The organism is Millisia brevis NBRC 105863 (genome assembly GCF_001552615.1).
Taxonomy (GTDB): Bacteria; Actinomycetota; Actinomycetes; order Mycobacteriales; family Mycobacteriaceae; genus Millisia; species Millisia brevis.
The window spans coordinates 112705-133251 of sequence record NZ_BCRN01000016.1 but is presented as its reverse complement, the minus strand read 5'-3'; the positions used below and the strand labels follow the sequence as shown (position 1 = coordinate 133251).

Annotated in this window: 15 protein-coding genes and 1 pseudogene; 8 read left to right on the top strand and 8 right to left on the bottom strand. The window is 69.5% G+C overall.

The features are described from left to right. Nucleotides 1-3: 3 nt before the first annotated feature. From MB1_RS20145 to MB1_RS20130, 4 genes are all read left to right on the top strand, one after another. Nucleotides 4-876, top strand: a complete 873-nt coding sequence (locus MB1_RS20145; RefSeq protein ID WP_066911672.1) for a serine/threonine-protein kinase — start codon at nucleotides 4-6, stop codon at nucleotides 874-876. Nucleotides 877-1148: 272 nt separating this feature from the next. Continuing rightward, entirely contained in the window at nucleotides 1149-2639 is a 1491-nt protein-coding gene (locus tag MB1_RS20140) for an amino acid permease (RefSeq protein WP_066911669.1), read from the top strand. Between the two features lie 34 nt (nucleotides 2640-2673). Beyond that, complete coding sequence (locus tag MB1_RS20135; protein ID WP_218000284.1) at nucleotides 2674-3348, top strand: histone deacetylase; 675 nt, start codon at nucleotides 2674-2676, stop codon at nucleotides 3346-3348. Between the two features lie 168 nt (nucleotides 3349-3516). Further along, a complete protein-coding gene (locus MB1_RS20130) occupies nucleotides 3517-5124 on the top strand; it encodes a lipase family protein (RefSeq protein WP_169801709.1) in 1608 nt (535 codons plus the stop codon). Here the strand turns inward: MB1_RS20130 and MB1_RS20125 are convergent. Next, the gene (locus tag MB1_RS20125) at nucleotides 5100-7085 is read right to left on the bottom strand and encodes a DUF2339 domain-containing protein (protein ID WP_066911663.1); all 1986 of its coding nucleotides are present in this window, start codon (nucleotides 7083-7085) and stop codon (nucleotides 5100-5102) included. The genes MB1_RS20130 and MB1_RS20125 overlap by 25 nt on opposite strands. A gap of 114 nt (nucleotides 7086-7199) precedes the next feature. Here MB1_RS20125 and MB1_RS20120 point away from each other — a divergent pair, with 114 nt between their 5' ends. Then, the gene (locus MB1_RS20120) at nucleotides 7200-7718 is read left to right on the top strand and encodes a GNAT family N-acetyltransferase (protein WP_245650281.1); all 519 of its coding nucleotides are present in this window, start codon (nucleotides 7200-7202) and stop codon (nucleotides 7716-7718) included. A 33-nt stretch (nucleotides 7719-7751) separates the two neighbouring features. Here MB1_RS20120 and MB1_RS20115 read toward each other — a convergent pair whose 3' ends face one another. From MB1_RS20115 to MB1_RS20100, 4 genes and pseudogenes are all read right to left on the bottom strand, one after another. Further along, on the bottom strand, nucleotides 7752-8381 hold the full coding sequence (locus tag MB1_RS20115) for a response regulator (protein ID WP_066911770.1): 630 nt from the start codon (nucleotides 8379-8381) through the stop codon (nucleotides 7752-7754). A gap of 41 nt (nucleotides 8382-8422) precedes the next feature. After that, a complete protein-coding gene (gene macS, locus MB1_RS20110; protein ID WP_066911660.1) occupies nucleotides 8423-9571 on the bottom strand; it encodes a MacS family sensor histidine kinase in 1149 nt (382 codons plus the stop codon). A gap of 31 nt (nucleotides 9572-9602) precedes the next feature. Next, entirely contained in the window at nucleotides 9603-12062 is a 2460-nt protein-coding gene (locus MB1_RS20105) for a beta-glucosidase family protein (RefSeq protein ID WP_084352288.1), read from the bottom strand. A 146-nt stretch (nucleotides 12063-12208) separates the two neighbouring features. Further along, nucleotides 12209-14374, bottom strand: a pseudogene (locus MB1_RS20100) (prolyl oligopeptidase family serine peptidase); the annotation flags it as partial. Between the two features lie 37 nt (nucleotides 14375-14411). Here MB1_RS20100 and lpdA point away from each other — a divergent pair. From lpdA to MB1_RS20085, 3 genes are all read left to right on the top strand, one after another. Then, a complete protein-coding gene (gene lpdA / locus MB1_RS20095) occupies nucleotides 14412-15815 on the top strand; it encodes a dihydrolipoyl dehydrogenase (protein WP_066911654.1) in 1404 nt (467 codons plus the stop codon). 5 nt (nucleotides 15816-15820) lie between these two features. After that, on the top strand, nucleotides 15821-16777 hold the full coding sequence (gene mshB, locus MB1_RS20090) for an N-acetyl-1-D-myo-inositol-2-amino-2-deoxy-alpha-D-glucopyranoside deacetylase (RefSeq protein WP_218000283.1): 957 nt from the start codon (nucleotides 15821-15823) through the stop codon (nucleotides 16775-16777). An 87-nt stretch (nucleotides 16778-16864) separates the two neighbouring features. Further along, entirely contained in the window at nucleotides 16865-17599 is a 735-nt protein-coding gene (locus tag MB1_RS20085; RefSeq protein WP_084352284.1) for a DUF6882 domain-containing protein, read from the top strand. Nucleotides 17600-17602: 3 nt separating this feature from the next. Here MB1_RS20085 and MB1_RS20080 read toward each other — a convergent pair whose 3' ends face one another. From MB1_RS20080 to ramB, 3 genes are all read right to left on the bottom strand, one after another. After that, complete coding sequence (locus MB1_RS20080; protein ID WP_245650280.1) at nucleotides 17603-18445, bottom strand: PPK2 family polyphosphate kinase; 843 nt, start codon at nucleotides 18443-18445, stop codon at nucleotides 17603-17605. A 38-nt stretch (nucleotides 18446-18483) separates the two neighbouring features. After that, the gene (locus MB1_RS20075; RefSeq protein WP_066911648.1) at nucleotides 18484-19065 is read right to left on the bottom strand and encodes a carboxymuconolactone decarboxylase family protein; all 582 of its coding nucleotides are present in this window, start codon (nucleotides 19063-19065) and stop codon (nucleotides 18484-18486) included. A gap of 61 nt (nucleotides 19066-19126) precedes the next feature. Next, on the bottom strand, nucleotides 19127-20539 hold the full coding sequence (gene ramB, locus MB1_RS20070) for an acetate metabolism transcriptional regulator RamB (protein WP_066911645.1): 1413 nt from the start codon (nucleotides 20537-20539) through the stop codon (nucleotides 19127-19129). Nucleotides 20540-20547 lie beyond the last annotated feature (8 nt).

The following is a 20547-nucleotide window of genomic DNA, read 5'->3' as shown; positions in this document are numbered from 1 at the left end:
GCGATGTTCCGGTCCGGGGAGGTGGTGGCCGGGCTGCGGATCGATCGGCCACTCGGGCGCGGCGGCAGCTCCGATGTCTACCGGGCGTACCGGCCGGGTTCCGACGAATCGGTCGCCTGGAAGGTGATGCGACCGGAGGCGGCGGGCAGCGACGCCGCCCACGAACGATTCCGCAAGGAGTTCGACGTCGCCGCGCTGTTCGACCACCCGCACATCGTGCGTATGTACGACCACGGCACCGTACCCGACCGGCGGGATGACCGGATCGAGTTACCGTGGCTGAGTATGCAGTGCGTCGACGACGGCTCCGCCGCGGACCTGGTACCCGCCCGCGGGCGCGAGCCGGACGTGCCCCGCATCGTGGAGGTCTGCCGGGGGATCGCCGAGGCGCTCGACGTGGTGCACGCGGCCGGTGTGGTGCATCGCGACGTCAAGCCGGCCAATATGTTGATCGACGGCCGATCGCATGCGGTGCTGATCGATTTCGGAATCGCTCAGTACGCGGGCTCGGATCGGGATGCGGTGCGGACCGGCATGATTCACGGCACGATCGCCTACGCCGCGCCGGAGGTGCTGACCGGACGGCCGTTGACCGGCGCGACCGACGAATACGCCTTCGCGGCCGGCGTCTTCGAATTGCTGACCGGAACGACTCCCTATCCGCGCGCCACCGCAACGGCGGCCATGCGCGCGCATCTGCGCGAGTCGGTTCCGTCGATCACCTCCCGCCGCAGGTGGTTGCCCCATTCGCTCGATTCGGTATTCGCCAAGGCCCTCGACAAGGACCCTGCGCGGCGATACTCGAACTGCCTCGAGTTTGTCGACATCGTCGGTCGAACACTGCGCGGAGTTCCCATTCCGGGCGAACGGTATTGAACGACAGCGTAATTGTCGTGATTGACCAGTTTGTCGATTAGTTCGCATTCCGGTACGTGTAAATTCGGATACCCGCAGTTCATATACGGTTCCCTCACGATTGGCATGGGCGCAATGTCCTGCTGTGTAATACGCGTGCCGGCACTGTTTACATTCCTCGACTTTGAACAGTTGGTCAGGATTGTTACCGTGAAATCCGCCGTGCGGCGGAGCTGATCGGAGCTGATCTCCGCTATCGCGCATCGACGAAAACCGACGATGAGGAGGACGGCATGTCGGCGGAATCTCCCAGCACTTACGATAATTCGTCCCTCGCCCACGAGGACGAGGGCTATCACAAGAGTCTCAAACCGCGTCAGATCCAAATGATCGCGATCGGCGGCGCCATCGGTACCGGCCTGTTCATGGGCGCCGGTAGTCGACTCCATGACGCGGGTCCGGGTCTATTTCTCGTATATGCGTTCTGCGGAGTCTTCGTCTTCTTCATCCTGCGGGCCCTGGGAGAGCTGGTTCTGCATCGCCCGTCCTCGGGCTCGTTCGTCTCGTATGCCCGTGAATTCTTCGGGGAGAAAACGGCATTCGTCACCGGCTGGCTGTACTTCTTCAACTGGGCGGCCACCGCGATCGTCGACGTGACCGCGGTCGCGTTGTACGTCCACTACTGGGGCATGTTCGACGTCCTGCCGCAGTGGTTGATCGCGTTGATCGCTCTGGGCATCGTGCTGACGATGAACGTCATCTCCGTCAAGCTCTTCGGCGAGATGGAGTTCTGGGCGTCGATCATCAAGGTCACCGCCCTGGTGACCTTCCTGGTGGTCGGCCTGGTCTTCCTGGCCGGGCGCTTCGACATCCAGGGGCAGTCGACCGGCCTGTCGGTGATCGCCGACAATGGCGGCCTCTTCCCCGAGGGGGCCATGGCGCTGTTCGTCGTGACCTCCGGCGTCATCTTCGCCTATGCCGCTGTCGAATTGGTCGGCATCGCCGCGGGTGAGACCGAGCATCCGGCCAAGGTGATGCCCAAGGCGATCAACTCGGTGATCTTCCGCATCGCGGTCTTCTACGTCGGCTCCCTGCTGCTGCTGGCGTTGTTGTTGCCGTATACCGAGTTCCGTTCCGGCGAAAGCCCCTTCGTCACCTTCTTCTCCCGGATCGGCATTCCCGCGGCCGGTGGCGTGATGAATCTGGTGGTGCTGACCGCGGCGATGTCCAGCCTGAACGCCGGCCTCTACTCCACCGGTCGGATCCTGCGTTCGATGGCGATGAACGGCAGTGCACCCGGCTTCACCGGGGTGATGAACCGCAACGGCGTGCCCTTCGGCGGCATCGCCCTGACCGGCGCCCTGACCCTGCTCGGCGTGGTGCTCAACCTCTTCGTTCCCGCGGAGGCGTTCAACATCGCGCTCGACCTGTCGGCGCTGGGCATCATCTCCACCTGGGGGATGATCATGCTCTGCCAGATCCAGCTGTATCGCTGGGACAAGCAGGGTTTGGTCAGCCGTCCCAGCTTCCGGCTGCCCGGAACGCCGTGGACGAGTTACGCGACCCTGGTCTTCCTGGCCGCGGTCACGGTGCTGATGTGTTACGAGAACTACTGGAACCTGATCGCGATCATCGTGATGGTTCCGGCGCTGATCGGCGGCTGGTACGCGGTGCGCGGCAAGGTGATGCGGATGGCTGCCGAGCGTGCGGGCTATACCGGGGCGTACCCGGTCGTCCCGCAGCCGCCGATCCCGGAGGGGCCCGGCGCCGAGAACGACAAGTAGCGCCAACGACCATCACCCCGGTACCCGTGGCACAGTGGGTACCGGGGTGATCCGCGTCGCGGACGAGTCGACCGGAGGGTGCATGGATCGGCTGTGGTACGCCGCCTACGGTTCCAACCTCCACCGTCCCCGATTCGACTGTTACCTCATCGGCGGCCGCCCGCCGGGCGCCGAACGCGTCTACCCGGGCTGCCGGGACCGCAGTCCGGTGCCGCCGCCGCGGGCGTTGACCCTGCCCGGCGAGATGTACTTCGGCTGGCATTCGCAGGTTTGGGGCGGCGGGATCAGCTTCCTGGACCCGGACGCCCCGGCCGATCCCCTCGGGACCCCCGCGGTCGGCTATCTGGTGACCGGTGGGCAGTTCGCGGACATCGTCGCCCAGGAGATGCGCGCCGAGCCCGGCGAACCGATCGACGTCGCGCCGGCCCTGCGGTACGGCCGGCACCGCCGCGGGCCGGGTCGTTACGAGACCCTGCTGCACTGCGGAGACCTCGACGGCCACCCGATCCTCACGTTCACCTCCGATCGACGGATCGAGGAATCCCCGCCGTCGGCCGCCTATCTGCGAACCGTGCTGAATGGTCTGGTCGACGGGCACGGGCTGTCCCCGGCCACCGCCGCCGACTACCTCTCGCGGCGCCCCGGAATCGGACGGTGGTCCACCTCGCGGATCGCTGCCCTGTTGACGCCCGATGCCGACAAACCGTAGGCGACTACGGGATGGACCGCGCGATTGTGTTATCGGGCAGCGACGGTCGTCGACGAGGGTGCCGAACGGCACGGTCCGTCACATCCGGTCCGGTCTCCCCGGTATGTTGATTTCCGTCCGGCCGAACGGAGGGAAACGAACAAGCGTATGTTCGCCGTCCTGTCGATTGTGACTGCCGTCATCCTCCCGATTATCGGCCTGATCGCCCTCTGGCGGTCCGCCGGCCGGTTCTCGCGGCCCGGCGCGGTCGCCGCCACGGTTGCGGTGATCGCCGCGGGGATGGCCGCGATTCCCCTCCTGCCGGGCGGATCCGAGCGCTACGTGGCCGTCGGGGTCGCCGTCGGGCTGATCGCCCTCGGCGTCGCGCAGATCCTGCGGGCGGTGCGTCGCCCGCCGCGCACCGCGCCGGCGCTGCTGGGGACGGCGCTGCTGCTCGGCGCACCGTTGCCGGTGTTGTGGCCACTGCTGGCGCCGGCATCGATCGGGCTGGTCGTCGCGGCCGTCTTTCTGATCGGCCTGTTGCGGGCCCGTTTCGCGCCGCGATCCGGGACGGGATCGTTGACCCGGCCGCTGAGCGGGACCCCGCAGACGGTGCTGTCGGCCGCGGCCCTGGCCGCGACCGCGGTGCTGCTGGTCGCGAGCGGGCTGATCTTCCAGGGCGGGACCCATGTGCAGCCCGGCGCGTTCTATCAGCCGCCCGCCGATGTTCCGGCGGAGGCGGGGCAACTCTTGCGCGTCGAGGCGGCGACCGAGGGGATCGACGATGGCATGCAGGGCTGGCGCATCCTCTATACGACGATCGGCGGGACCGGCGAGCCCGCCGTCGCCAGCGCGACGGTGATCGCGGCGCTCGACCGCACCGAGCCCGCGCCGGTCCTGGCGATCGGCCACGGAACGACCGGCATCATCCCCGCCTGCGCCCCCTCGTTGACCGCGGTACCGCTCGACGGGGCCGCCGGCGCCGCTCGGGAACTGATCGGGCAGGGATGGGTGGCGGTGGTCACCGACTACGTCGGCCTCGGCACCGACGGCCCGCATCCGTATCTGGTCGGGCGTCCCGAAGCGGCAAATATGCTCGACGCGGTCCGCGCCGCTCGCGCGATCGACGGCCTGGTCCTGAGCGACGAGACGGTGGCGATGGGCCATTCGCAGGGCGGGCATGCGGCTCTGTGGGCGGGCATCATCGCCGAGCAGTACGCCCCGGACGTGCAGCTGCTCGGCGTTGCCGCCTTCGCCCCCGCGACCGACCTGCGCGCGATCTACGACCGGATCGGGGAATCCGCGGCCGGCCGGATCGTCACCGCCTACCAGGTGCTCACTTCGTCGCGGCTCGATCCCGACTTCGACATCGACGCGATCGTGCGGTCCGGCAATCAGCGGGCGGTCGATCGACTCGGCGAGTTGTGTTTCGGTGGCCGTGACGCGGTGGCCGCGTTGGCGACCGCCTCGCAGATCAGCGAACTGTTGACTCCCGATGCGCTCGACCGGGGCCTCGGCGACGTGCTCGACAAGGGGTCGGTGGTCGACCACATCCCGGTGCCGGTGCTGGTGGCACAGGGGACCGAGGACACCCTGGTCGTACCGGCAGCGCAGCGGGAGTGGATCCGGGAACGCTGCGCGGCCGGTCAGCCGATCGACTATCGCGAGTTCGAGGGACTCGACCACGCGACGCTGGTCGCCGACGATTCGCCGCTGACCGAACAGATCGTGCACTGGGTGGGCGATCGGCTGGCAGGCCTGCCGACCGCGGACTACTGCGCCGGCGGACCCGGCTGACCGGACGCCGCTCGACCCGACGCCGCCTGCTCGGTCTCCCCGCGACGTTCCGCGAAGCTGCGGGCGTACCGGGTGCCCGCGACCAGCAGTAGTACCCCGACCAGCAGGAACGCCAGCGCCCGCGGCACCCCGCCGAGCGAGGCGAGGTCGAACAGGAACAGTTTCGCGGTCGCCATCGCCGCCAGCCCGAGCCCGGCGATCAACCAGATCCGCGGGTTGTCCCGGTCGACCAGGCCGCGCTGCAGGCTGGCGACCGCCACCGCCATCCACGCGACCGTCGCCGCGCAGTGCCCGGCCACCCACCCGGACGGTTCCGGGTTGATCAGGGTGCCGACCGCCACCGTCGTCAGCGTCACCCCGAGCAGGCCGATCAATACCTGGCCGGCGATCACCAGGTCCGACGCCGCCTCGGGGTTGCGCAGCCTGCGTCCGGCGACGATGCCGGCCCCGGCCGCGAGCACGGTCAGGACGCCGACCATCGCGGCCCCGCCGTCCAGATCGTCGCGGAGCCATTCGCTCAGTAGTCCGTCGCCGTAGCTGTCGACCGCGGTGATCAAACCGAGGACTCCGAAGAGCCAGCCGGTCGCCCACCCGGCCATCGAACGGGTGGCCACCGCGATCGCCAGCAGCACCACCGCCACCAGCATCAGCACCACCGAGGTGGTGATCGGTTCGCGGGCCGCGAGGGCCAGCCGCAGCACGCAGATCACTGCGACCACGCCGAGCGAGATCCGCACCACCACCGGCAGCGGCGAGCGTCGGATCGGCATGGCGGCGACCCCGGTCACCAGTGCGACGATCGCCAGGATCGCGAGGTCGCCGAGGCGAAGCTCCGGGGAGTTGTCCCCGAGGGCGACCAGCAGCGGCAGGATCGGCACCACGACGCCGATGCCGGCGGCGGTGGCCAGACCACGCTGCTGCGGATCGACCCGACGCAGCGTCGCGGTGGCGGCGACGACGGCGATCACCATCGCCACCAGGGACAGCAGTACCGCGGCCGACTGGTAGCGGAAGTCGGATGTCGCGGGCATCAGCGCGACCATCGGCACGAGGGCGGCAGCGAAGTAGGCGACCGGCCAGACGCGGGGATATTGCAGCAGCAGCACCGCGACCTGCAGGCCGAGCAGCAGCGGAGCCACCAACAGCGGATGGTCGCCGACCGTCGGCCAGGCGAACGCGGACACCGCCGCGGCGGTCACCACCGTCGTCGACTGGGCCGACCAGTGGCGCGCCGCCGCCAATCCGAGGGCGGTCACCACCACCAGGGCGCCCACCGCCGCGATCGGCGGTAACCACCGGTATCCGACGTCGCCGGCCGCCATCACCGTCACCGTCAGGCCCGCGATGCCGGTGGCACCGACCGCCAGGGCGCCGACCCGGCCACCCGGGCGCCGGATCAGCCGCTCGGCGATCCCCACGAGGGCCACCGACAGCACCCCGCCGCTCGCCACCCGCGCCGCCGGCCCGAACCAGCCCGCCTGGATCGCCAGGCCGACCAACATGCCGAGACCGATCAGGGTGACCACGCCGCCGGCGACCGCCAGGATCCGGCTGACCACCCCGTCGCGCTGCCACCAGGGCTGCTTCGGCGCGGTCGGCAGCGGCGGCGAGGCCATCGGTGCAGGCCCGGGGTGGACCGGGCCGGGGTGGGCCGGGCCCGCCGGCATCTGGGGCATCGGGCCCGCCTGCGGCACGGGGACCGCGGCAGCCGGTGGCATGGGGACGGCGTTCGCCTGCGGTAGGGGAAGCCCGGGCGCCTGCGGGAGGGGACCGGGCTGAGCGGGTGGGAGGTGACCGACCGGCGCCTGCGCGAGGGCAGCTCCCGGCGCGGGCGACGAAGCGGCCAACGTGTTCTGCAGCGCGCTGAGCCCGCGGCTCACACGATCGAGCTGACCGCGCAGGGCGGCGACGTCGGCGACCAAGGCGGCGACCAGCCGCGGATCGATGCCGGGTGAAGTCATGCCGATGATCCTGGTGGGTTTCGCCCGTTTTGGGGTGAGTACCACTACTCGGATCGTCGGAGAATCTCGCGCACCGCGCGAAGCGACCCGGCCACCGGCCGTACGCTCGCAGGCGTGACCACCGCGACCTTCCTACCCGCGCCCATCGACCTCGCCGATGGTGCGGTCATCCGGGATGCCACCGTCGACGACGTGCCCGCCATCCGGGGACTGATCCACGAGCTGGCCGTCTACGAGCGCGAACCCGACGCGGTGAAGGTCACGGTCGAGCAGCTGCGCGAGGACCTCTTCGGCGACGACCACTACGCGAACGCGATCGTCGTCGAACGGGACTCGGTGGTGGTGGGCACCGCGGTGTGGTTCCCGATCTACTCCACCTGGGAGGGCCGCAGCGGCTACCTCGAGGACCTCTACGTGCAGCCGGCGTTCCGCGGCAGCGGCTACGGCCGCGCGCTGCTGTCCGCGCTGGCGGCGATCGGCGTCGCGCGCGGTTGGGTGCGGCTGCAGTGGGTCGCCCTGGACTGGAACGAACCGGCGATCAATTTCTACCGTGCCCTCGGCGCCGATACCGTCGACGGCTGGACCACCTTCCGGCTGACCGGCGACGCCCTGCGGCAGGTTGCGCAGCTGTAGAAGCACCGTGGCTGTCGACGGGCCGGCCGACGATCAGTCGAGCCCCTGCTCGATCGCGTAGCGGGTCAGCTCGACGCGGTTGGCCAGGTGCAGCTTGCGCAGCGTCGCCTGGACGTGGTTCTCGACGGTCCGATGGCTGACGGTCAGGCGGGTGGCGATCTGCTTGGCGCTCAACCCCTTTGCCACCAGCCGCAGGACCTCGGTCTCGCGTTCGGTCAAGGTTGCACCCGGCTTCTGCTGGGCGGGCGGGGCCGCGGCCATCCGGCGGTACTCGCCGAGGACCAGCCCGGCGAGGCCCGGCGTGAAGACCGCCTCGCCGCGCAGCGTCGCCTCCAGCGCATCGACCAATTCCTCGATCGAGGCGCTCTTGACCAGGTAGCCGGACGCCCCGGCCTTGACCGCGTCGAGCACGTCGTCGCGCTCCGCCGACGCCGAGAGCACCAGCACCCGGCTGCGCGGGGAGGCCGCGAGCACCGCCGCGGTCGCCGTCGCACCGGTCCCGTCGGACAGTTCCATGTCCATCAGCACCACATCGGGGGTGGTCGCCGTGGCGCGGCGGGTCGCCGCGCCCACGCCGTCGGCGGTCGCCACGACGCGGTAGCCGCGATCGCCGAGGTCGCGGGCCACGCCCTCGCGCCACATGGGGTGGTCGTCGACCACCATCACGGTCGCCGCGGGCCCGGTCGGGTCGTCGGACACGTCGCTCACCTCTCGCGCAGGGGAACCCGCAGTTCCCATTCGGTGCCGTCGTCGGGTGCCGACCGCAGCTGCGCGGTGCCGCCGAGCTGGTGGATGCGGCCGACGATCGACTTGGCGATGCCCATTCTGCCCTCGCGCTGCGCGTCGGCCGGCCGATCGTCGGGCATCCCGACGCCGTCGTCGCGCACGCTGATGACGATCTCGCCGTCGAGATCCTCGACCAGGATGAAGCTGCGGGCGTCGCGGCCGGCGTGCAGTCGGGTATTGGTCACCGCGGCCTCGACGGCGGCGAGCACCTCACCGGCGGTGGCCGCGTCGACCAGCACCGCCTGGGCCGGCGCCGAGACCGTCACATCCGGGGCGGCGATCGCCCGCAGCCGGGCGGCCAGGTCGGCCTTCTCCGCGGGGGTGGGCACCCGGTCGAGCCCGGAGATCAGTCGTCGCAGCGCCGCCTCCTGCTCCCCGGCGATCCGGGCCAGTTCGGCTGCCTCCCCGCCGATCTCGCGGCCGCGGCGGTGCACCATCGCCAGCACCTGCAGCACGCCGTCGTGGACCTGGCGGGCCAGCCGATCGCGCTCGCGGGTCGCGGCCTCCAGCTCGGTCGCCGCCCGCAACTGTTCGGCGGCATGCCGCGAGGAGCGGGCCGCCACCCCGACCGCCAGGCCCACCGACACCAGCACCGGCACGGTCGCGTTGCTCCAGAATTCGATCGCGACGTCGCCGCGCACCATCGACACCAGCACCGCCAGCGCCCCGCCGATCAGCGCGCCGAACCACGGCCCCCAGGCGATCGCGCCGGAGACCACGGCATTGGTCACCCACAGCGTGGTCGGCAGGACCTGGTTGTTGCCGCGCCACTCCGTGGTCGCGACCAGCACGGTCGCCATTACCGCGCCGATTACCACGACCTGGTCGAAGGCCGCCCACATTCGCGGTCGCCCCCACCCGGTGGCCAGCGCGATCGCCGACAGCCCCGTCCAGGCGATGATCAGTCCGAAGACCACCCAACTCAGCCGGGGCGACGCCTGGTTGCCCGCGACGGTGGAGTGGTAGCTGACCGCGTAGATGATCGTCAGCAGTCGAAACGCGGCCGCGGCGCGCCACAACGGGGCCTCGGCCTCGGTGACATGCGACGTGGCGGTCGAGCGCGACATGACCCGTAGGGTGCCATATCGCCGTCCCCCACTAGACCGGCGATTGTGCCGTCGGTTGCTCGGCCGCCGCCTCCGGGGCACCTGACTCGAGGGACTCGTGGCGATCGCCGGCCTCCAGCGCGCGGGCCGATGCGGCCGCGACCCGTTGCTGCATATCGGTGACCGTCTCGTGGTCGAGGAAGCCGCCGAGCAGATCGGGCAGCCGCGCCAGGGGGATGCCGCGCACCACGGTCGACAGCGCCGGGTCGAGGGTGACCGCGCCGCGGCCGTCGCGGATCGTCTCGGTCATGATGCGCGCGCCGAGCGGGTCGGCGAGCCATTCGTCGACGGTCGACGCGCCGGTCAACGGGCGGTTGAGCACGTCGCCGGTCACCTCGATGCGCAGCACGTGGTGGATCATCCGCGACGACGAGCCGACCGCGATGTCGAAGGCGCCTCCCTCGACCACCCAGCGGTCGACGACCGGATCCCAGCTGGCGAAGGCGCGCTCGTCGAGGTCCAGTCGGACCAATGTCGATTCCCCCGGCTCGAGGTGCACCTTGGCGAAGGCGCGCAATTCCTGGGCGGGCCGGCTGACCGAGCTCTCCGGATCGCGCACGTAGACCTGGATGACCTCGGAGCCGTCGCGGCGGCCGATATTGGTCACCCGCACCATCACCTCCGCAGTGGTGCCGCGGGGGTTGACCCACACGTCCTCGTAGGAGAACACCGTGTACGACAGGCCGTGTCCGAAGGGGAAGGCCACCGCGGCGCGGCGGGTGTCGTACCACCGGTAGCCCACCAGCAGGCCCTCGCCGTAGCGAACCTGCCCGAACTCGCCGGGAAAGTTGCCGTGCGCGGGGGTGTCACCCAGGCGCAGCGGGATCGTCTCGGTCAACCGGCCACCGGGGGAGCGGCGGCCCATCAGCACGTCCGCGGTCGCCGTGCCGACCGCCTGTCCCGCGAGCCACATCTCCAGGATCGCGGGCACCTCGTTGGCCCATTCGGTGGTCACGACGCCGCCGTTGGTCATCACGACCACCACCTCCTCGCAGCGGCGCACCACCTCGAGGATCATCGCGACCTGGTTGTCCGGCAGCGCCAGACCGGTGCGGTCGGAACCTTCCGGCTCACACCGTTCCGGCAGCCCGACGAAGCAGACCACCAGGCGGGCCCCGCGAACCAGATCGATCGCACGGCCGAGCAGTTCGGCGTCCCGGTCCGGATCGCCGTCGAGGGTATAGCCGGATTCGAAGGGGATCGGGTGGTCGCAGAGGCGGCGCAGCCCGGACAGCGGATCGTCGAGGTCGGCCGGTTCCACCCGGGTCGAGCCGGTGCCCTGATAGCGCGGCTCACGGGCGAGTTCGCCGAGGACGACGAAGTCGTCGTCCGGGCGCAACGGCAGCAGCGGCCGACCGTAGAGCGGTTCGTTGCGCAGCAGCACCGCACCCGCGGCGGCGGCCTTGGCGCACAGATCGTGGTGGGCGACGTAGTCGACCTCCGGTACCGGATGTTCGCGGGCGGCGCGCGCATCGATCACCCGGTCGACCAGGTCGGCGACCCGACGGGCCGCCCGGCGCACATCGTGTTCGGCGAGGCGGCCGTCGGCCATCGCGGCGCGGACGGCGGAGTCGGACGTCGGGCCCTCGGTGCGGGCGGGCGGCATCTGCAGGTCGACCCCGGCGGCGATCGACGCCGCCCGGTCGCGTACGGCCCCCCAGTCGGACACCAGGACACCGTCGAAGGCCCATTCGTGGCGCAGCAGGTCGGTCAACAGCCAGTGGTTCTCGGCGGCGGGCACCCCGTTGAGGCTGTTGGACGCGCACATCACCAGCCACGGGTCGGCCTCGGCCACCACGTACTCGAACGCCCGCAGATAGATTTCCCGCAGCGTGCGCGGGTCGATTTCCGCGGATATCCGCATGCGATCGGTCTGCTGATTTATCGCCCCGAGATGTTGCAGGACGGCACCCACGCCACAGGATTGAATTCCTTTGATCAGCGCGGCCGCCAGGCGGCCGGCCAATAGCGGATCCTCCGAGTAGGTGTCGAATCCGCCACCGGCCAGCGGCGAGCGCTTGATATCGACCGACGGACCCAGCAGGACCGATACCTCGGCCTCGCGGGCTTCGGCGCCGAGCGCGGCGCCGACCCGGTTGAGCAGTGGTTCATCCCAACTGGAGGCGAGCGTGCCGGCGCCGGGAAAGCAGGTGGCGGGCCACGTGCGGCGCAGCAGGGGGTCGTCGTCGGAGCCGGGTTCGGGCTTGCGAATGCCGTGGGTGCTGCCGGTGATCAGGATCGACGGGATGCCGAGTCGCTCGACCGGCTGCAGGTGCCAGGGGTCGAGGCCGGAGGTCAGGGCGACACACTCGGCGAGTGTGGGCGTCGCGCGCGCGCCGTTCGGGTGCTGCCCGTTCCCGTTCGGCTTCCCGGTCGGCGCAGCGTCGGGTGGCTCGGACTCGCTCGGAAGCGAGCCGTCGACCCCCGACGCGGCACCACTTGTGTCCGACATGCAGCCAACCGTACGTCGAATTGTGTACCGACAAGAAACCGACGGTACATATTGATGCCCGGTCCACCCATCGATGGACCGGTTTTTGCCGAGCTATTCCGTCGTGGAGTGTCGAAGGAATAGTCTTGGCGGTTGGCCGTCCGGGTTTATCCCTTCGAGATCTCTCCCGTCGTCCCGCCGCCGGGTGCGAGGGTCTCCCGCAGGAAGGTGGTGGCCAGCGCCGACTTGAACGCCGCCTGCGAGTTGTCCGCCGCGCCGCCGTGCCCGCCCTCGATGTTCTCGTAGTAGAAGACGGTGCGGTCGGTCGCCTCGAGCGCGGCGGCCATCTTCCGGGCGTGCCCCGGATGGACCCGGTCGTCGCGCGTCGAGGTGGCGATCAGCACCGGCGGGTACGCGCGGTCGGTCGAAATATTCTGGTAGGGAGAGTATTTCGAGATGAACTCCCATTGCTTCGGGTCGTCGGGGTCGCCGTACTCCGCGACCCAGGAGGCGCCGGCGAGCAGCAGGTGGTAGCGCCGCATGTCCAGCAGCGGGACCTCGCAGACGATCGCGCCGAACAGTTCCGGGTAGGCGGTCAGCATGATGCCCATCAGCAGGCCGCCGTTCGATCCGCCGCGGGCGCCCAGTTGAGCGGTGGTGGTGATGCCCCGATCGACCAGATCGCGGGCCACCGCGGCGAAGTCCTCGGCGACCTTGTACCGGTTCGGTCCGAGCACCTGCGTATGCCAGGACGGACCGTACTCGCCGCCACCGCGGATATTCGCCAGCACATAGGTATTACCCGGCTCGAGCCAGGTGCGGCCGATGACCCCGCTGTAGGAGGGGGTCAACGACACCTCGAAGCCGCCGTAGCCGTAGAGCAGCGTCGGCACCGGCGTCTCGCTCGGGGTGCCGACGACGAAGTACGGCACCGCGGTCCCGTCGGCGGAGGTCGCGAAGAATTGCCGCACCGTCATCCCGGTGGAGTCGAAGAAGGTCGGGGTCGCGGCGACCACCTCGACCCCGGTCGCGCCGTCCGCCTTCGCCTCGCCGCGCAACAGGGTCGGCGGGGTGAGGAATCCGCTGGCGGAGAGCCAGAACTCGTCGCCTTCGCGGCTCGCGGTCGCGATCACCTCGGTGGTGACCGGCTCGTCGCCGAGATCGAGCGGGACGATCGACCACGGCGCGGTCGGGTCGGTCGGCGGGGTCGCCACCGACAGATCGGTCTTCACATCGGTCAGCCCGCCCAACAGCAGGAAGTTCTTCGTCCAGGCGTACTGGTGCAGCGACCGGTGCTCGTCGGGGGTGAACAGCGTCGTCAGTTCCCGCGACCCGGCCCGGTAGGCGTCGAAATCGATCGTCAGCAGCGACCCGGCGGGATGCACGACCGCGCCGGCGGCCGTGGTGACCTCCCAGTCGGTCATCGGACGGATGGTCAACCACCGCTCGTTGACGTCGACCGAGGCGTCGGTGGGGACGTCGAGCCATTCGATCGAGTCCGTGCCGCCGGCGGCGTCGGCTCCGTCGGTGGTCAGCAGGCCGATCTCGCTATTGTAGAAGTCGATCGCCCGGGAGGCGAAGGTCCGCTCGAAGCCGGGCGTGCTGTCGTAGGAGACGCCGGCGGAGACGTCGGTCGCCAGGCCCTCGTAGACCGTCGGCGCGTCCGCGAGGGCGGTGCCGCGGGTCCAGCGGCGCGAGGTGCGCGGATAGCCGGAGTCGGTCATCGAACCGGGCCCGAAGTCGGAGCCGATGTACACGGTGTCGCGGTCGATCCAGCCGACACGGGTCTTGGCCTCCGGCACGAAGAAGCCGCCCTCGGATTCGGGGACGAAGCGCCGGGTGGTCATGTCGAATTCGCGGACGACCACCGCGTCCGCGCCGCCGACGCTCAACGACACCAGACCGCGGTCGAGATCCGGACGCAGCAACTGCGCGCCGCCCCAGACCCAATTGACGTCCTCCTCGGCGGCGATCGCGTCCAGATCGATCACCACCTCCCAATCGGTCTCGGGGGAGCGGTAGCCGGCGAGCGTGGTGCGCCGCCAGATCCCGCGCGGATGCTCGCCGTCGCGCCAATAGTTGTAGAGGTGCTCGCCGCGCCGCCGCACGTAGGGGATGCGGGCGTCGGAATCGAGGACGTCGAGCACCTCCTTGCGCAGGGTCTCGAAGTCGTCGCCGGTCGCGAATCGGTCGACCGTCCCGCCGTTGTGCTCGCGCACCCAGCCCAGCGCGTCGTCGCCGGTGATGTCCTCGAGCCAGAGGTTCGGGTCGGTGCTGTCCGGGGCTGCATTCTTCGGGTCGGTCATGGGGACCATTCTGGCTTGCCGGACCGCCGGACGCCGGTAGCTGCCTGGTACTAGGCTTCGGGGCGTGACTTCTCACTATGACGTCGTAGTTCTCGGGGCCGGCCCCGGTGGTTACGTTGCCGCGATCCGTGCAGCGCAGCTCGGCCTGTCCGTCGCCATTGTCGAAAAGCAGTACTGGGGCGGTGTCTGCCTCAATGTCGGCTGCATCCCGTCGAAGGCTCTGCTGCGCAACGCCGAGTTGGCGCACATCTTCACGAAGGAGGCGAAGACCTTCGGTATCTCCGGGGAGGCCTCCTTCGACTTCGGCGCCGCCTTCGACCGCAGCCGCAAGGTCGCCGACGGCCGCGTCAAGGGCGTCCACTTCCTGATGAAGAAGAACAAGATCACCGAGTACGACGGTCTCGGCAGCTTCGTCGACGCGAATACCCTCAAGGTCGACCTGACCAAGGGCGGCGAGGAGACGATCACGTTCGACAACGCGATCATCGCCACCGGCTCGACCACCAAGCTGCTGCCGGGCACGTCGCTGAGCGACAACGTCGTCACCTACGAGGAGCAGATCCTCACCCGCGACCTGCCGGGATCGATCGTGATCGTCGGTGCGGGCGCGATCGGCATGGAGTTCGGCTACGTGCTGGCCAACTACGGCGTCGACGTGACGATCGTCGAGTACCTCGACCGGGCGCTGCCGAACGAGGATGCCGACGTCTCCAAGGAGATCGCCAAGGCCTACAAGAAGCTCGGCGTGAAGCTGCGCACCGGCGCGGCCGTGCAGAGCATCGACGACGACGGCTCCAAGGTCACCGTCACCGTCAAGGACAACAAGTCCGGCTCGGTCGACACGATCACCGTCGACAAGGTCCTGCAGTCGGTCGGCTTCGCCCCCCGCGTCGAGGGCTACGGCCTGGAGAACACCGGCGTCGCCCTGACCGACCGCGGCGCCATCGCGATCGACAACGTCATGCGCACCTCGGTTCCGCATATCTACGCGATCGGTGACGTCACCGCCAAGCTGCAGCTCGCGCACGTCGCCGAGGCCCAGGGTGTCGTCGCGGCCGAGACGATCGGTGGGGCCGAGACCCTGCCGATCGACGACTACCGCTTCATGCCGCGCGCGACGTTCTGCCAGCCGCAGGTCGCCAGCTTCGGGCTGACCGAGCAGCAGGCCCGCGACGAGGGCTACGACGTCAAGGTCGCCACCTTCCCGTTCACCGCGAACGGCAAGGCGCACGGCCTCGGCGATCCGAACGGTTTCGTCAAGCTGATCTCCGACAACACCCACGGCGAACTGCTCGGCGGTCACCTGATCGGACCGGACGTCTCCGAACTGCTGCCGGAGCTGACGCTGGCCCAGAAGTGGGATCTGACCGTGTACGACGTGGCGCGCAATGTGCACACCCACCCGACGCTGTCCGAGGCGATCCAGGAGGCCATTCACGGCCTCGCCGGTCACATGATCAACTTCTGACGCGGGTGACCCTGGTCGACGGGCCGGATTCGGCCGTCCCGCAGCCGGATCGCCGGTTGATGTTGGTGCACGCGCATCCCGACGACGAGTCGTCGCAGAGCGCGGCGACCATGGCCCACTACGTCGCCGAGGGCGCAGCCGTCACGTTGGTGACCTGCACCCTCGGCGAGTTGGGCGAGATCGTGACGCCCGAACTGGACTACCTGCGCGACAAGCCCGCCGAGCTCGGCCGGCACCGGCTCGGCGAGTTGTCGGCGGCGATGGAGCAACTCGGTGTCACCGACTTCGTCCGCCTCGGCGGCGACGGCCGGTTCTCCGATTCGGGGATGGCCTACGACGAGGCGACCGGGTTCGCCATCCCCGCGCAGGACCTACCCGACAACGCCTTCTGGAAGGCCGACCTGTTGGTCGCGGCGACCGAACTGGTGGCGTTGATCCGGGATCGCCGCCCGCAGGTGCTGATCACCTACGACAGCTTCGGGCACTACGGTCACCCCGATCACATTCAGGCGCACCGCGTTACGCACTACGCCTATACCCTCGCGGCGGCGCCGGCCTTCCGGCCCGATCTCGGACCGGCCTGGCAGGTCGACCGGATCCTGTGGTCGGCCTCGCCGGCCGACGAGATGCGCGCGATGATTCGGGTGGCCAAGGAGGCGGCCGCGGATCGGGACGACGAGGGGCCGTCGTTCTTCGCCGCCTACGATCCGGACGGCCCGGACGATCCGCCGATGAGCACCCCCAACCGGTACATCGTCGCGCGGATCGCGGGTGCGCCCTGGCGGTCCCGGCGGCTGGCGGCATTGCGCGCCCACCGCAGCCAGATCACCGAGGAGGGCATCCGCTGGTTCACCGACGAGGACCACATGGGCCCGTTCATGAACGAGTGCTACGTGCTCGGGGCGGGCAGTGCGCCTCCGGCCGGCGCCGACGATCTGTTCGCCGGAATCGATTCGGACTGATCGGACAGACCGGTTACGTGTCAGTCTTTGTGTCGGGGCTGATCCGGGCGAAAGTTGCCGCGCGCCACAGGACTACCCTCATACCTCGTGACCACCCCGCTGACCCTCGCCGACATGGTCGACGATGCCGCACTGCTGTCCCTGGAGCACCAATTGCGGTTGGTCGAGGTCATCGGTGGTCGAACCTGCGATCTGGATCTGGCCGCACCGCAGGCCTCGTTCGCCGGCAACCCGCCGCTGGTGGCCGATCGGGTGCACGTGATCGGGGTGGCGAGCCCGGAGACCCGGACCTGGTCGTGGGCGTGGTCCTGGGCGACGCGCGACGACCTGCCGGCGCCGCTGTTCGGCTTGGTGGTCGCCCTGCGGGAGTTCGGTTCCAAGCGGGGGATCGGCACGCTGGTCCAGCCGGAGATCGGCTTCGCCGACCTCGGTGCGGAGGATCCCCGGCAGGTCGCCGACCTGCTGGCCGAGGCCGCGAAGGTCTTCTCCGGGCGGTGGACGTCTTACCAGATGGACGCCGGTGAGGGCGCGATCATGACCATCCTGATCGAGCATCCGTCGTTCCTGCTGCCGGCGCCCGATCCCGAACGGGTGCTGCGGGTGCTGCAGAAGGGCACCGTCGATCTGGGGTTGCGGGATCACCGCCGCGCCGTCGGCAGCTACGCGTGGCTGCGCGGACTCGGTATCACCTTCTCCCCGGACAACTCGACGGCCGAGCTGACCGGGCCGGGGTTGCACGCGGAATTGACCTTCGACGACACCGCCCAGCTGGCCGGGATCCGCAGCATCGTCGACGGCCCGGAGCACTCGCCGAGCCACTAGGGATCAGGATTCGAGCAGGCGCCGCCGCTCGACCGCGGGATCGAAGTCCGGCTTCGGCCAGGACAGGTCCAGGGATTCCAACGCATCGATCAGCAGATCGGTAACCGCAAGGCGCGCATACCATTTGCGGTCGGCCTGCAGGACATTCCACGGCGCGTAGTCGGTCGAGGTGCGGTCGAGCACGATCTGATAGGCCGTGGCGTACTCCGGCCAGAGCTTGCGCTCGTCGATGTCTCCGGGGTTGAACTTCCAGTACTTGTCCGGCCGGTCGAGCCGTTCGAGCAGCCGATCGCGCTGCTCGTCGCGCGAGACGAACATCGCCACCTTGACCAGCGTGATGCCACGCTCCTCGACCAGCTCCCGCTCCCACTCGTTGATCTCGGCGTAGCGGGCCTCGATCACGTCCGGGGGAGCCAACTCTCGGGCCCGCCCGATCAGAACGTCCTCGTAGTGCGAGCGGTCGAAGACCCCGATCCGTCCGGGGCGGGGCAACTTCCGGTCGATGCGCCACAGGAAGTGATGGGATTTCTCCTCCTCGGTGGGGACACCGAACGAGGCGATGTCGACGCCCTGTGGATCGACCGATCCGATGACGTGCCGGACGATGCCGCCCTTGCCGGCGGTGTCCATGCCCTGCAGGATCAGCAGCACCGAGCGGGTATCGCCGGTGCGGCCGTTGGCGTACAGCATCTCCTGGAGGTCCGAGAGCACCGCCGTGCGTTCGTCCTGCACGGCGCGCCCGTCGTTCTTGGAGCCGTAGAAGCCGGGGGTGGCGCGAAAGTCGATCTCGCCGACCTTCAGGCCGGGACGCATCTTCAGTGCGGTGCCGATCTCGGAAATCCCCATGCGCATCGAGTGTAATGCGAACCGGGCGATGGCAGGTTCTATCGCAGTTGTTTCGGCAGTGGCAGGGTGCGGGCCCGGTCGAACCGGTCGCGCGGCATCCGCAGCGTGTGCAGGGTGGTGGCCAGACCGTCGTACTGGCCGACCAGGAGCAGGAATTCGAGCAAGCGCCGGTCGTCGTAGACCTCCGACAGCCCGGTCCAGGTCGCGTCGCTCAGATCCTTGCTGGTGACCAGCTCGTCGACGGCGGTGAGCACCGCGCGCTCGCGCGGCGACCAGTCGGGAGCGTCGGGGCCCACGATCACCCGTTCGCGGACCTCGTCGGTGACACCCCGCAGCCGGCCGAGGCGGGTGTGATGGTCGAACTCGTAGTCGCTGCCGCGCAGGTGGGCGACGCGCAGGATGATCATCTCGGTCTCGCGGTTGGGGATGCGTCCACCGGGCATCAGATGCGCGCCGTGGAACAACCAGCCGCGATAGAGGCCGCCGGTGCGACCGAGGACCGAGAACAGCTTGGCGTCGTCGGTACCCATCACCAGCGAGACGATCCGCCACGTCACCCAATTGAACGGGCCCAACTGGCGCAGCCGACCCGGTGCGATGCGCGGCGTCTCTTCGCTCATGGGGCCAACGTAACCGGCCGGGTGCAGCGCACCCCGGGCGGGCTCAGTGCAGCGAAACGGCTCAGTGCAGCGAATAGGGCGAGATCGCGCTGCGATGCTCGTCGATCTCCAGGCTGCGGCCGAGCGGCGGGAAGGCGCGCTGTGGGCAGTTGTTGCGCTCGCAGACCCGGCAGCCCGAGCCGATCGGGGTGGCGGAGAGCTTGTCGTCGAGGTTGAGGCCGTCGGCGTAGACCAGCCGGCCGGCGAAGCGGACCTCGCAGCCGAGCCCGAGGGCAAAGGTCTTGCCGGGTTGCCGATATCGCTGGGCGCGCCGCTCGACGGTGCGCGCCACCCACAGATACCGCCGGCCGTCCGGCATCTCGGCGATCTGCGTCATGATCCGGCCGGGCGAGGCGAACGTCTCGTAGACGTTCCACAACGGGCAGGTGCCGCCGCTCGACGGGAAGTGGAAACCGGTGGCCGACTGCCGCTTCGACATATTGCCGGCCCGGTCGACGCGCACGAACGAGAACGGCACCCCGCGCAGGTCCGGGCGCTGCAGCGTCGAGAGACGGTGGCAGATCGTCTCGTAGCTGACCGCGTAGAACGCCGAGAGCCGTTCGATGTCGTACCGGAAGGTTTCCGCCCGATCGTGGAAGGAGGTATAGGGCAGCACGGTCGCGGCGGCGAAGTAGCCCGCCAGACCCATCCGGGCCAGCGCGCGGGCCTCGTCGCTGGTGAAGGAACCCTCGTCGACCAGGCGGCGGATCAGGTCGCCCTGCTCGAGATAGGCCAACTCGGTCGCGAAGCGAAAGACCTTCTGCCCATTGGACAATTGCGGAGCGATCGACAGCACCCGGGTCCGCGGGTCGAAGCGGTGCAGGACGTTCTCGCCGAGGTCGATCCGTTCGACGATGTTCACCCCGTAGAGATTGCGCAACCGCTTGCCGATCTCACCCGCGACGTCGCCGCGGTGGAAGCGCAGCCGATCGGCGAGATCCTCGGCGGCGGTGTCGAGTTCGTGCAGGTAGTTCTGCCGCTGATAGAAGTAGTCGCGGACCTCCTCGTGTGGCCGCGAGATCGATCCCGAGCCGCTGCCGTCGCTGAACCGATCCTCGGTCGCCTCGGCCAACTGCGCGGTCGTATTGCGATACCGGCGGTGCATATTGACCATCGCGCGGGCGATCCCGGGATGCGCGGAGACCAGATCGGCCAACTCTTCCGGCGCCGCCGTGGTGCCCACCTCCGGGTCGAGCATCACCTCGCGCAGTTCGGCGAGCAGCCGGGAGTCGTCCGCGGAGGTGAAGAACGAGGTCTGCACGCCGAAGGCCTGCGAGATCCGCAGCAGCACCGGCGCGGTCATCGGGCGCACGTCGTGTTCGAGCTGATTGAGGTAGCTCGCCGAGATCTCGAGTTCGCGGGCGAGCGCCGCCTGGCTCAGGCCGCGCTCGGCCCGCAGCTGGCGCAGTCGGCCACCGATGAACGTTCGTGCCATCGCCGCGC

Coding starts and splice junctions, on each gene's coding strand:
- MB1_RS20140 (WP_066911669.1), top strand. CDS start 1,149: ATGTCGGCGGAATCTCCCAGCACTTACGATAATTCGTCCCTCGCCCAC.
- MB1_RS20105 (WP_084352288.1), bottom strand. CDS start 12,062: ATGTCGGACACAAGTGGTGCCGCGTCGGGGGTCGACGGCTCGCTTCCG.
- MB1_RS20145 (WP_066911672.1), top strand. CDS start 4: ATGTTCCGGTCCGGGGAGGTGGTGGCCGGGCTGCGGATCGATCGGCCA.
- MB1_RS20075 (WP_066911648.1), bottom strand. CDS start 19,065: ATGAGCGAAGAGACGCCGCGCATCGCACCGGGTCGGCTGCGCCAGTTG.
- MB1_RS20080 (WP_245650280.1), bottom strand. CDS start 18,445: ATGGGGATTTCCGAGATCGGCACCGCACTGAAGATGCGTCCCGGCCTG.
- MB1_RS20125 (WP_066911663.1), bottom strand. CDS start 7,085: ATGACTTCACCCGGCATCGATCCGCGGCTGGTCGCCGCCTTGGTCGCC.
- macS (WP_066911660.1), bottom strand. CDS start 9,571: ATGTCGCGCTCGACCGCCACGTCGCATGTCACCGAGGCCGAGGCCCCG.
- MB1_RS20115 (WP_066911770.1), bottom strand. CDS start 8,381: ATGGTGGTCGACGACCACCCCATGTGGCGCGAGGGCGTGGCCCGCGAC.
- ramB (WP_066911645.1), bottom strand. CDS start 20,539: ATGGCACGAACGTTCATCGGTGGCCGACTGCGCCAGCTGCGGGCCGAG.